Annotated in this window: 10 protein-coding genes; 4 read left to right on the top strand and 6 right to left on the bottom strand. The window is 66.5% G+C overall.

Features of this window, described 5'->3' with window-relative positions; genetic code table 11:
* Positions 1-4: 4 nt before the first annotated feature.
* The 4 genes from exbB to QW863_RS34480 form a co-directional block, all read right to left on the bottom strand.
* Entirely contained in the window at positions 5-1,012 is a 1,008-nt protein-coding gene (gene exbB / locus QW863_RS34495) for a tonB-system energizer ExbB (RefSeq protein ID WP_409977998.1), read from the bottom strand.
* A gap of 1,234 nt (positions 1,013-2,246) precedes the next feature.
* Positions 2,247-2,936 (bottom strand): Fe2+-dependent dioxygenase, encoded by a 690-nt coding sequence (locus QW863_RS34490; protein ID WP_315716500.1) that lies wholly within the window; start codon positions 2,934-2,936, stop codon positions 2,247-2,249.
* Positions 2,937-2,976: 40 nt separating this feature from the next.
* Entirely contained in the window at positions 2,977-5,508 is a 2,532-nt protein-coding gene (locus tag QW863_RS34485) for a TonB-dependent receptor (RefSeq protein ID WP_315716501.1), read from the bottom strand.
* A 564-nt stretch (positions 5,509-6,072) separates the two neighbouring features.
* Positions 6,073-7,191 (bottom strand): ring-opening amidohydrolase, encoded by a 1,119-nt coding sequence (locus QW863_RS34480; RefSeq protein WP_315716502.1) that lies wholly within the window; start codon positions 7,189-7,191, stop codon positions 6,073-6,075.
* Between the two features lie 119 nt (positions 7,192-7,310).
* On the opposite strand from QW863_RS34480, the gene QW863_RS34475 reads away from it, so the two are divergent.
* From QW863_RS34475 to QW863_RS34460, 4 genes are all read left to right on the top strand, one after another.
* Positions 7,311-8,114, top strand: a complete 804-nt coding sequence (locus QW863_RS34475) for an MBL fold metallo-hydrolase (protein ID WP_315716503.1) — start codon at positions 7,311-7,313, stop codon at positions 8,112-8,114.
* Between the two features lie 127 nt (positions 8,115-8,241).
* Positions 8,242-9,942: a hypothetical protein gene (locus QW863_RS34470; RefSeq protein ID WP_315716504.1), complete on the top strand. Its 1,701-nt coding sequence runs from the start codon at positions 8,242-8,244 to the stop codon at positions 9,940-9,942.
* Positions 9,943-10,062: 120 nt separating this feature from the next.
* On the top strand, positions 10,063-10,551 hold the full coding sequence (locus tag QW863_RS34465) for a DUF427 domain-containing protein (protein ID WP_315716505.1): 489 nt from the start codon (positions 10,063-10,065) through the stop codon (positions 10,549-10,551).
* Positions 10,552-10,703: 152 nt separating this feature from the next.
* Complete coding sequence (locus QW863_RS34460; RefSeq protein WP_315716506.1) at positions 10,704-11,186, top strand: hypothetical protein; 483 nt, start codon at positions 10,704-10,706, stop codon at positions 11,184-11,186.
* Between the two features lie 25 nt (positions 11,187-11,211).
* Here the strand turns inward: QW863_RS34460 and QW863_RS34455 are convergent, their stop codons facing one another.
* Positions 11,212-11,865 carry an HAD-IA family hydrolase gene (locus QW863_RS34455; protein ID WP_315716507.1) on the bottom strand — a complete coding sequence of 218 codons (654 nt, stop codon included), beginning with the start codon at positions 11,863-11,865 and terminating at the stop codon, positions 11,212-11,214.
* A gap of 56 nt (positions 11,866-11,921) precedes the next feature.
* Positions 11,922-12,350, bottom strand: a complete 429-nt coding sequence (locus QW863_RS34450; protein ID WP_315716508.1) for a VOC family protein — start codon at positions 12,348-12,350, stop codon at positions 11,922-11,924.
* Positions 12,351-12,423: the final 73 nt, after the last annotated feature.

The following is a 12,423-nucleotide window of genomic DNA, read 5'->3' as shown; positions in this document are numbered from 1 at the left end:
GGAGCTACTCCGCCGCCAGCGCCATCGGAGGCGCAGAGTGGACGTGGATCGGCTCGAAGCGCTCGCCGTGATGGCTGCTGTGGTGGCTCTGGCCGCGATCCAGATCGCGCGACAACATCCGGGCGGTGGCGCCGGAGGACCGGTTCACGAGCTCCATGTAGCCCTTCGTCACCCGTGTGAAGTGATTGTAGATGATCACGGCCGGGATCGCGGCGACGAGGCCGATGGCGGTTGCGAGAAGCGCTTCGGCGATGCCGGGCGCGACGACGGCGAGGTTCGTGGTCTGCGACTTCGAGATGCCGATGAAGCTGTTCATGATGCCCCAGACCGTGCCGAACAGGCCGACGAAGGGCGAGATCGAGCCGATCGTGGCGAGCAGGCCCATGCCGGTCCGGCAACGCCGGCCCTCGGCACGTACGATCTCGGAGAAGCTCGACGCGGCGCGCTCGTTGACGCCGTGAGACGGCAGTTCGGACGACATTCTGATCTCGTGCATGGCGGCGTCGATCAGAGCCGTCAGCACGTTCTGGCGTGATCCCAGCGCGAGCTTGGCTTCCGACAGCCAGCGTACGTCGTCGACCTTGCGCAGCGCGCCGCTCAGCTTCCGGCGCAGGATGGAGAACTCGATGGTCTTGGCGATGAAGACGGTCCAGGTCGCAAGCGAGGCGAGCGCGAGCCCCATCATGACAGACTTCACGAGAATGTCGGCGGCCAGGAACATCGACCATGGCGACAGATCATGCGGCACGTGTGATGCCGCTTGCGCACCGCCTTGTGCCGCGCCCTGGGCCGGCTTCTCTGCCTGGTCCTTCGCCTTGTCGCCCGCTGCCGTGTCCGTGACGGCTTCGGTCGCGGTCGACGGTTGGGTGTCGTTCGTTGCGGCGGCCGGTGCCGGGTTCGTTGCACCAGCTTGCGGCGTGGTCGCGGCCGGAGCCGGCGAAGGCGCGGCCGCCTGCGCCGTGGGCGCGGGCTGGGCAACGGCGGGGGCTGTCTGCGCCTGTCCGACGGTCATCGGCTTCGGAGCCGCGCCCTGAGCTTGAGCTGCGTGCGCGACGGGAGCCGGCGCACTGGCGGCGTTGGCGAGCGCAGCTGCAGGCGCCTGCGTGGCGGCCGCCGTCGTCGGAGCCTGAACGGATTTCGCGCCGGTCGGAGTCGTGGGACTCGGTGCTGTGGTCTGCGGGGCGGTGGCAGCCTGGCCAGGTCTCGGCGACGTGGCCGGCTGCTCGGCATGCGCCATGGCGCCGGCCGAAACGGCTGCGATCACCGCTCCTACATGAAGAACGATCCTGAACATGTTGCTGCGTACCCCTTGGTAGTTATCTTCTCTGTAATGCTTCTAGTCGTAACCCGGCTGTTTTGAGACGGCGCGTTGACTCAAAGCGGGAACATCGATGTCGGCAGTCACTCCGGTGAGTGCGATGCCAGATGAAAAATCGAATCGTGTGATCTGCGTAAGAGCTCGGGATGCTGCCCATCGCGTCATAACTCCCTGAAAGTCCTGACCTGGGGCGCGACGAGCCGTGCACGGTTCCGCCAACGCGGCTGCCTGTCACGCAAATGCCGCCGTTCGGTCTTCCATCAATTCTAATTAGTCGGCGCCGGCGTGATGGTCCCGTTTGGCGGACGCGAGGGCATCACGCGCGTTCTTCGAGACGTGATGCCGCCGGAAAGGGCTCGAAAGCGTCGAGATCCGAATCAGGGTGCGGTGGAATCAGGTTTGTTTGAGAAGCGGGCCGCGCGCGATCTGATCAAGCTGCGAGCGGTGGCTGAAGTTCGCAAAGCGCACCCGCTTGCCGGCGTCGAAAGATCGTGCCGCTCGCGAGCGGCGGTCTGCCGGCAGTCAAGGACGTGTGACAGCTCAAGGAAGAGACAGGCGGCCGCTTGTGAGATTGGACGGTGGTCCATCGCGAAGGCTGAGAACGGCTCCGCAGCGATGCGGTCATCGTCCGAACGAATGAGCCGGGCTGCATGCGTGCAACCCGGCTCGTAGACGATCGAACTCAACGTGAGTGTGGCGACCGAAGGCGGATATTGAAACGAGCGTTTCCTTGGAAACAGCGGTCGATGCCGGGTCGACCGCTTGCCATCTCGACCGCTGTCATACTCCGCGATGGCAGTGCATCCAGCAATCCGCGAAGATGATGAACCGAGATGTCACGGCGTACCAGATCGTCCGCGTTCGCGGACGATGACAGTGAGGGTCTACATATCTGCATCAATAGGGCTGGAACGTTGAAAACGGTCGTCTAGTTCTCGGCCCAGTAGCGGATCAGGTTGTGATAGAGGCCGGTCAGCCGCACCATCTCCGGATCGTCGCGTCCCATCCGCTGCGACAATCCCTGGATCGTCGTGTCGAGATCGAAGATCATGCTGCGCGCGAGGGGATCGCGGATCATGCTCTGCAGCCAGAAGAACGAGGCGACGCGGACGCCGCGCGTCACCGGGGTGACCATATGCAGGCTCGAGGCGGGATACAGCACGAGGTCGCCGGCCGGCAGCTTGACCTCGTGCGAGCCGTACAGATCCTCGATCACCAGCTCGCCGCCGTCGTAATCCTCCGGCTCGGACAGAAACAGCGTGACCGAAAGGTCGGTGCGAATGCGCAGGCCGGTGAGCTTGTCGCCGCGGACCGCGTTGTCGACGTGGATGCCGAAATGGTGGCCCGACTCCGCGCTGTAGCGGTTGAACAGCGGCGGGAAGATCTGCTGCGGGATGGCTGCGGCGAGAAAGCGCGGATTGGCGGTCATCGCCGAAATGATGCGGTGGCCGAGCTTGCGCGCCACCTCGCTGTCGGGCGGCAACTGCTCGTTGCGCTTGACCATGGCCGACTGGGCGCCGGCCGTCGAGCGACCGTCCTCCCAGTCGCTGTCGTCCATGATGTGGCGGAAGTCCGCCACATCGTCTTTGCTCAGAACTCCGGGGACACAGATCAGCATGAACTCATCACTTGATGTATGCCCAGGTTTGGGTGTGCGATCAGAACCGCCCGGACAGGACGATCGACGCGCTTCGTCCCGGACCGACGAGCACGAACGGGGTGGCACTCTGATAGAGAGCGTCGTAGTAGAGCTTGTCGAAGATGTTGGCAACAAACAGCTTCGCCGTCCAGTTCTTGTCGAGCTTGGCTTCCGCGAACGCATCGAAGCGCCAGTAGCTCGGCAGCTCCGTGCCCTGGTTCGCCGCCAGCCAGGTGCCGCCGAAGATCTTCGAGCGGTACACCGCCTGGCCGCCGATCTCCCAGGTGTCGTTGATCTGGTACTTCGTCAGCAGGCTGAACGACTGGTGCGCGGTGTTGGCGAGCTGCAGGCCGACATTGCTGGTGAACAGCGCGGTGTTGGCTGGCGGGATGTTCGACTTCGTCACCTCGGACTGCATCAGCACGATGCCGCCGAAGATGCTCCATTTGTCGGTCAGCTTGCCGCCCGCCTGCAGGTCGATGCCGCGGATGCGGTAGGCGGCACCGGCCGAGAGACACGGCACGGAGCCGATGGTGCCTGCCGGATACGGGCAGTCCGCCGTGGCCTGCGCGGCGCTGGTGATGTTGCGTGACTCGCGGGCGTTCTCCTTCTCGGTCTGGAACAGCGCTCCGGTGACCAGCAGGCGACCGTCGAGCAGCTCCCACTTGGTGCCGATCTCGATCGAGGTGTTCTTCTCGGGCCCGAAGATCTGGTTGGCGCCGCCATTGGTGACCGCCGACAGGCCGCCATATTGCGGGCTGAGGCCGTCGAACTCCGCGCCGACCGGATTCGACGAGGTGGCGTAGGCCGCATAGAAGCTGGCGTAGGGCACCGGCTTCAAGGTCATGCCGACGTTGAAGTTCGGCATGCCGCTGGAGGCCGCCGTCGAACCCGGCGTGTTGGCGACGCCGTTGACGGTGCCGAAGCCGTCGACCCGGACGTCGTATTTGTCGTAGCGCACGCCGCCGTTGAGGATGACGAGATCGCGGTAGTTGACGCTGTCGAGCGCGTAGACGCTCGCCGAGTCGATCTTCACGTTCGTCGGGAATTGTCCCAGCGACGGAATGCCGAACGGTAGGTTGGTGAACTGCGGGTTGAACACGCTCACGCCCGAGAGCGAGCCGCTGCCCGCGAACGCCAGGCCCTGCTGCTCGGATGTCAACCCGGTGTAGCTGTTGATGCGCGCCTTTTCCTGCGAGACTTCGAGCCCCGCGAGCACGGTGTGCCTGAAGTTGCCGGTATCGAACTTGTAGGTCGCCTCGAGCTGGTTGGCGAGCACGTCGGTCTGCTGGAAGCGGCTCTGCGGATTGGCCCGGATCGTCGAATTCGACAGCGGGTTGGTGAGCGTCGGGCCTTCCGGCAGCGTGCCGATGTAGTTCAGGGTCGAGCGCGACACCCGGATCTTGTCGGAGATAGTCAGGTCTGGAGTGACCTTCACCTCGGCATTGAACGTACCGATGTCCTGTCCGACACGCGAGAAGTCGCGGTTGACGAAGCCGTACCAGGCGTTGCGCGGCGAGCCGACCTCGGGGAATGGCGCGCCGGCGGTGAGCGTGCTCGGCCGATAGTAGGGAACGCCGAAGTCCGGACGGCCGGTCACCTCGTTGTGGATGTAGTTGGCGGACAGGGTCACGGTGTCCAGCGGCGTCCACTTGGTGGCGATGAAGCCGCCGTTGCGGTTGTCGGTGACGTAGTCGCGGCCGGCCACGCCGGCATCCTGGAACAGGCCGCCGACGCGGGCAGCGAAGGTCGGCGTGATCTTCTGGTTGACGTCGATCACCACGCGCTTGGTCCTGTCGGTGCCGAGCGTGGTGTCCATGTTGTAGAAGCTGTTCTCGGTCGTGGCCTGCTTGGTCACGATGTTGATCGCGCCGCCGGTGGTGCCGCGGCCGGCGAAGGACGACGCCGGGCCGCGCAGGATCTCGACCTGCTCGGTGAAGAAGTTCTCGCGCACGGAGACGCCGGCGTCACGCACGCCGTCGATGAAGACGTCGTTGCGGGCGTCGAAGCCGCGGATGAAGAAGCGGTCGCCGAAAGCGTTGCCGCCTTCGCCGGTGCCGAGCGTCACGCCGGCGGTGGAGAGCACCGCGGATTTGAGGCTGGTGGAGTTCTTGTCCGCCAGGATCTCCTTGCTCAGGACGGTGACGGTCTTCGGCGTGTTGAGCAGCTTCTCCGGAAACTTGCCGGAGGCCTGCAGCCGCTCGCCCTTGTAGTCGGAGGCGGGGCTGGAATAGGGGTTGCGGTCGGGCGGCAGATTGCTCTTCGGCGCCGCGGCCTGCTGCTGTTGTTGCTGGCGGGCGGCGCGGCGCATCGCGTCGCGGGCGCGGACCTGGTCCGCGGTCGGGCGCGAGGCGGCCGGCTTGGGGCGCGCCACCGGGGCTTCGACGGTGACGGACGGCAGCGGCGCCTGTTGGGCTTCGGCACCGGAGAACGAGGCAACCGCGATCAGGCTCGCGACTGCCGAGACTTTCACACCGGAAATCTCGGGAGATGGATCCCACTCGTGTCCGCTTGCCCCTCGCAAGCTCCTTGGAAAGATTGCCTTACCCATACTCGACCACCCCATTCGTTACGCAAAACTTTGACTTGGGTTCGCTTGAACGCCCGCAACCGGCGCGTGCTTGTTGCGAATGCAAGTCAAGAAGCGGGGGAAAGCGGCCCAAAGCTGGTTCCGCCGGTGGCCGGAATGCGAAAAGTTTCCATCCATTTCTGAGAATGAGAGTTGTTCGCAGACAGTTGCCCCGTAGCAACAGTTGAAACCTCCTGGTTGAACCGATCTCCGTCATTCAATTGCTGATGAGAGAATTGGTGGTCTTTCACGTCGTCTCGCGAGGTGGATCGTTCGCTTGACGATCACTTCGGTCGATCTTCGGTTCGAGCTGCTCCCCGCCGCGTCGCGAGATGCGGCGGGAATCTGGCAAATCTGTTGCCTGATCGGGGCGCGTGTGCGGCTCGGAACTTCGCCGTGGTGATCAGGTAGAACGCGGCGCCCGGAGCGATCTGGGTGAACGGGACGTTGCCGCGGTGGCAGGTGTCGGAATGGAGCGGTTGGTGAGGTTCCGAGCGTAGACCTTCATGCCGGGGGCCGGCATCTGCAGCGGTCTCGACCGTGAGATCAGCGGCGCTCGGCGATGATCGCGACCGGCCCGCCGCCGTCGGGACCCTGATGCTCGGCGCCGCCCGAGACGAACAGGTCGGTGAAGCCGAACAGCCCGGCCAGCGCGCCGCCGACGAAGGCGCGGGCATGGCGGGTGGAGGAGACGTCGCTGTCATCCAGCATGGTATGCCGCTGGCCGCGCAGCCGGCCGCTCTGCGCCGCCTCCGCCTTGGCGAGCACCGCGGCGATGCGGCTGCGATCGGCCGCCGCGACCTGGCCCGGCACGTTGAGGCCGAGCCGGGCGAGCGCCTGCCGGGCCGGCTCGATGTCGATGGCATCGCCCATGACGGCATGATCGATCGCGAGCGGCCCGCTCCAGGTGGCCGACATGCCGGCCACCATGATCTCGTGGTCGAGCAGCTCGACGCCGCCCGAGGTGGCCGCGCGCCCGCTGTAGCGCGAGACGTCGGCGCAGATCGTCGCGTCGGAGAGATCGGCGGCGGCGAGCTCGCCGAGCGCGATCGCGACACCCAGCGCCGAGGCGCCGCGCGAGAAGCCCATCGATTTCAGCGTATCGCGCACGGCGGTGCGCTGTCCCCGGGCCTCGACCACCTCGATGCGCTCCATCGTCAGCAGCGGACATTTCACCTGCACATAATGGACGTCGGCGGGATCGCTGATGCCGGCGTCGGTCATTGCCGCGCGCACGCCGGCGGCCACGAGCTCGACCTGCGGCATGCGGCCGAGATGCTCGCCCGGCAGCGCCGGCGTGCGCGCGCGCCCCAGCGCCAGCGATGCCGGGAAAGCGCGCGGCGCCGCGGCGTCACCCCCGTCGCGTGCCTCGAACACGATCATGTGCGGCGACAGCGCGCCCTCGGTGCCGCCCGACATCACCATCGCGATCTGCCGCACGGCGTCGGCTGCGAGATAGCGGCCGAGCAGCGCCTCCAGCGAGCGCACGGCGAAGGCGCGGGTGAAGTCGTTGACGCAGCCATTGCCTTCGGTCTTGCCGAGAATGGCGACGATGCCGGCGGGATCGATCGCGCCTTGCGCGATTCCGGTCTCGAGCGCGCCGACATCGTCCGGGCTCCGCATCGGCAGGCGGTGAACGTAGGCGCGGCGCAGCGTGGTCGGCATGTCGAGAACTCCTGTCGTGCGGTCCGGCGACACTAGGCAATCGCAAAGCCGCGCGCGACGGTGTTCCGGGATGGTCCGCGTGCTATCCTTCGCAATCCCATCTCGACGACCGGTGATCCATGCCTCTCTGGACCTGCTTTCAATGCGGCGCGCAGTTTCCCGATACGGCAGCGCCGCCCGGCCATTGCGCCGTCTGCGAGGACGAGCGGCAATATGTGAACTGGAAGGGACAAAGCTTCCTCAGCCGCGACGACCTCGCCGAACGGCATCAGGTCGTTTGGCGCGACGATGACGGCCTGAGCGGGCTCGCTCTGGATCCCAGCTTTGCGATCGGCCAGCGCGCGCTGCTCGTTCCCGGGCCGGATGGCTGCGTGATGTGGGACTGCATTCCCCTGGCGACAGAGGCAGCCATTGCCCACGTGCGCTCGCTCGGCGGCCTGAAGGCCATCGCGGTATCGCATCCGCACTATTATGGCGCGGTCGCTGATTGGAGCGCCGCGTTCGGCAACGCGCCGGTCTATCTCCATGGCGACGACCGCGCCTTCGTCACCCGGCCGCATCCGGCGATCGTGCCATGGACGGGCGATCGCCTCGCCATCTCGGATGACGTCGTGCTGCTGCGGACCGGCGGGCATTTTGCCGGCGCCACCATCCTGCATTGGCGCAAAGGTGCCGGTGGCAAGGGCGCGCTGTTGACCGGTGACATCGCGATGGTGGCGATGGATCGCCGCCACGTCAGCTTCATGTACTCCTATCCGAACTACATCCCGCTCGGCGCGGCCGCCGTGCGCCGCATCGCCGATGCGGTCGCGCCGCTGGCCTTCGATCGCATCTACGGCGCCTGGTGGCAGAAGAACATCGCCGACGATGCGAAGGCGGCGTTCGATCGCTCGGTGCGGCGTTATCTTCAGGCGATCGCTTGAGCCGCCGGCTTTGCGGAATCCCCGTAAAGTAACGGGGCATTAGGCACAACCAGAAGGTTGTTTCAGGGCATATTGCAGTCTTTGGTCGGATGGTATCGAAGTATCCCGGGCGGAATGGGGTACCTCAATGCATTTGCCATCGTGCTCGTCGGCGACCGGCGCCATCGTGCCGGCCGGGCTCCTCGTGCATTCAGACCTCCGATCAGCTCCCCATCATCCGGTGTCCGCCTCCAGCGCCGGCGACCTGTCCTGGCGCTGGATTCTGTTGGCGCTGGTGCTCGCCATCGTGCTCGCGGTGCCGTTCCTGCTGGTCGATGTCCCGCCGGTGCTCGACTATCCCAACCACCTCGCGCGGCTGTTCGTCTTGGCGCATCCCGACGATCCCGTGCTGTCGCAGATATACGCGCCGAATTGGCGCATCCTGCCCAATCTCGGCATGGACGTGATCGGCGTCGCGCTGCTGCGCGTCACCGACGTTCATGTCGGCGGCCGCATCCTGCTCGCGCTCAGCCTGTTCGCGCCGCTCGTCGGCGTCATCACCTATCACCGCGCGGTGTTCGGCCGGCTGTCGTTGTGGCCGCTGGCGGCCGGCATCGTCGCCTATGACGGCGTCTTCCTGCTCGGCTTCATGAATTTCCAGCTCTCGCTCGGCCTGGCCCTCGGCGGCGCCGCGGGCTGGGTGGCGCTGCGCCGTCGGGGCGGCTGGCTGCCCGCGATCGCCTGGGGCGCCATCGCCGCGGCGGCCGCCTTCCTCTGCCACATCTTCGGCCTGCTGTTCTTCGCGGTCCTGATCGGCGCCGGAGAGGCCGATCGGCTGTGGCGGCTGCGCCGGTCGCCGGTCCTGGCGCGGGAGTTCGCTGTCGCTGCCTGTGCGCTCGGAGTCACGCTCAGCCCGGCCGTGCTGCTCTATGGGCTCTGTCCGCTGGGCGAGGGTGGATTGCAACTCGGCGACTGGGACGGACCGCCGAAGCTGTGGCGCATCATGACGCCGTTTCTGACCACCAGCGCCGAGCTGACGATCATCACGACCGTCGTGGTGATGTCTGTGTTGGTCCTCGTCCGGCGCCAGCTCGTCGTCGCGCCGGGCGTTCCGCTGGCGCTGGCGGCGCTGTTCGTCGCCTTCGTCGCGGCGCCCTGGACGGCGCTGGGAGGAACGTTGATCGACATGCGCTTTGCCGCGATGTGCGGCCTGCTGCTGTTCGCCGGCCTGCAGCCGGTCGTGTCCGGCAGGAAGGCGGTTCTCGTCGGCATCGTCCTCTCGGGGCTGATGTTGATTCGGACCGCGGATATCGCATCGGCATGGATCGATCACAGGGTCGACCTCGCCGAACTGCGCGCGGCGATCGCGCATGTGCAGCCTGGCGCGCGCGTCATCGCCGCGCATGGCCACGAGCAGCCCGTCTCCAGCCGGCGCGAGCGGATCCTGCCCGGATTCCGCTACGTCGATTCCCACATGGCGGCGCTGCTCGTGATCGAGCGGCGGGCGTTCTGGCCGCTGATGTTCGCCCATCCGAACCAGCAGCCCATCACGGTCCGTCCCTCTTTCGCTCGTCTTGCGCAGCCGCTGGCCGAGCCCGCCGCGTGGCGCTGGCTGCAACCTGACACGCCGCCCGCCGACGTGTTGCCGCTCGCGCGCTATCTGGCCGGCTGGCGGTCGAATTTCGATGCTGTCCTGTTGCTCGACCCGCCAGTCCCTGAGCAGCCGGTCGCCGGACTCGCGCCGCTCTATCTCGGCAGCTACATCCAACTGTTCCGCATCGGACAGGGCACCGGCACCACCGCTGTGCAGGAGCCTCGGCCCGCTCCGCCGGCGGCCTCACCTTCGTGAAACCGGAACGACGGCCGCCGCTCCCCATCCGTCTCCGGTGATCCTTTGTCTCCGTTCGGCCGTTGCCTTGCGCTGGCCGGTCGCTAGGCGCGGTCGGTGGCGCCACAACGGAGAAGCGACATGCAACGCATCGTGCCGGGGCCGGGCCAGGAATCGGTATGGGACTATCCGAGGCCGCCGCGGCTGGAGCGCTGCATGGCGCGGCTGCGCGTCGCATTTGCCGGCGTCACCATCGCCGACACGCAGGATGGCCATCGCGTGCTCGAGACCAGCCATCCTCCAGTCTACTACATCCCGCCGCAGCATGTCGCGATGCAGTGGTTGCGGCGCGCGCCCGGCCGGTCGTTCTGCGAGTTCAAGGGCGTCGCCGGCTACTGGACGCTGGAGGTCGGCGGCCGCGTGTCCGAGCAGGCCGCCTGGAGCTACGAGCAGCCCACGGCGCCATTCGCGCCGATCGCGGGCCATCTGGCGTTCTATGCCTCGCGGGTCGAGGCCTGCTTCGTCGGCGATGAGCGCGTTGCCGCGCAACAGGGCGATTTCTACGGCGGCTGGATCACCTCTCCTGTCGTCGGACCGTTCAAGGGCGGGCCGGGTACGCGGCACTGGTAGACAGGCTCCCGTCCCGATGCATGATCCGGTCGCCGATCCTGATCGTATGGATGAATGGTGACGGCAGCCTGCGCATGCAGCGCGGCCTGACTTGGCTGGGGCCGCAATCCCCGCCGCATCAGATCTCATCTTCACGACGCCGGGGGAATGCCATGCGACGGTTGATGAAGTTCCTGCACACGATGGGCGCGATCGGCATGATGGGCGCGATGGCCTGCCTCGTCGTGCTGCTCGGCCTCATCCCGCAGCCGTCGGTGTCGCTGGCGCACTATGCCGAGATGCGCGCGGCGATGGGCGCCATCGTGCGCTACGTGTTCTTCCCCTCGCTCGGCCTGACCCTGGTCGCCGGCCTGCTTGCCATCGCCGTCAACCGCGCACTGCACAGTGCCGGCTGGGCGCTCGCCAAGCTCGCTTCCGGCATCCTCGTCTTCGAATGGGGCTTTGCCGCCGTGCAGGGGCCGATGCAGGAGGCCGCCGAGGAGGCCGCGCGCGCCGTCGCCGGCCAGATCGATCCGGCGACGCTTGCGCCCAACTTCGGCACCGAGCAGGGCGCCATCTGGGTCATGCTCGGCGTCGCCACCGTGAACGTCATCCTGGGCGTCTGGCGGCCGAGGTTTACCAACCTGCCTGATTGAGGAGACTGGGCGCTGGAGGCTGGTGCTACAGTGCGTCGTCGAGGCAGCGCCGTAGTTCGGCCACCGTGGTCACGATACGGCTTGCACCGGCCGCGGCGAGTTGCTCCGCGGTGTGATAGCCCCAGGTGACGCCGATGCCGGGGACGCCTGCAGCCTTTGCCATCAGCATGTCGAAGCTGGTGTCGCCGATGAAGACGGCATCATCAGCCGCGACGCCGGTCTCAGCCAGCGCCTGCAGCAACATGCCGGGATGCGGCTTCGACGGTGCCTTGTCTGCCGCCTGAATGGTGCTGAACCGATCGCGCCAGCCGAGCACTTCGAGCGCCGGCACGACGGCCTTTGAGGTGTGTCCGGTCGCTATCGCAAGCACGGTGCCGGGCCTGCAGCTCAGGGCGCCCAGCAGCTCGCCGATTCCATCGAACGGCCGCTCGGCAAAGGCGGCATCGCCGCGTAGCTGCGGCAGCACCCGGCCATAGGCCTGCACCATGCTCATGATTGGAGCGCCGTCGCCGGCGAGCTCGGCGAGCACGAGCTCCAGGGAGCGGCCGATCAGCGCCAAGCTGTCCTGCGCGCTAGGCACCGGCAGCCCGAAGTCCGTGAACACGATGCGATGGCATTCGAGGATCAGGGCCCGGCTGTCGACCAGCGTGCCGTCGAAATCGAAGATGATGAGCTGCACGGAGTGGGCTTTCGGGTGGGCGTTCATGGCGAGAGACTAGACCGCGTGCGGGCCGCCTATTTCAATTCCAGCTCCTGCGCGAAGCGCAGCAGGTAGCCGTCGGGATCCTGCACCAGAAACTGGCGTTGGCCGTGTGCCCGCTCGCCCATCCGGTACCAGGCTTCGCGACATTCTTCGAATAGCGGCCAGTTCCCTTGTTCAAGCGCGGCCAGCAACGGCCTGATGTCATCGATCTGGAAATTGATCCCCCGTCCGAACGGTCGTTCGAGGGGGGCGGTCTCCCAGTTGCCGTTGTGCTGCATCAGCATCACCTGTGCGCCCTGCAACTCAATATACGTGAAGCGGTCTTCGGGACGCTGATAGGCGATCCGAAAGCCCAGCAGATCGCACCAGAAGCTCTTGCTCGCATCGAGGTCACTGACGTCGAGCTCGGGGACGAGAGAAGCGAAGCCACCGGCGGGCAATCTGTCGGATGAAGCGGTCATACCACTCCATCATAGCCGGCAACGCGCGCGAGAGCCACGACGTTTGATCCGTCCAATGGATGCGGTCAGTTGC

Origin of the sequence: Bradyrhizobium sp. SZCCHNR1017 (assembly GCF_032381375.1) — a bacterium.
Lineage (GTDB): Bacteria > Pseudomonadota > Alphaproteobacteria > Rhizobiales > Xanthobacteraceae > Bradyrhizobium.
The sequence above is the reverse complement of the archived record's forward strand: the minus strand, read 5'-3'. Positions and strand labels throughout refer to the sequence as shown.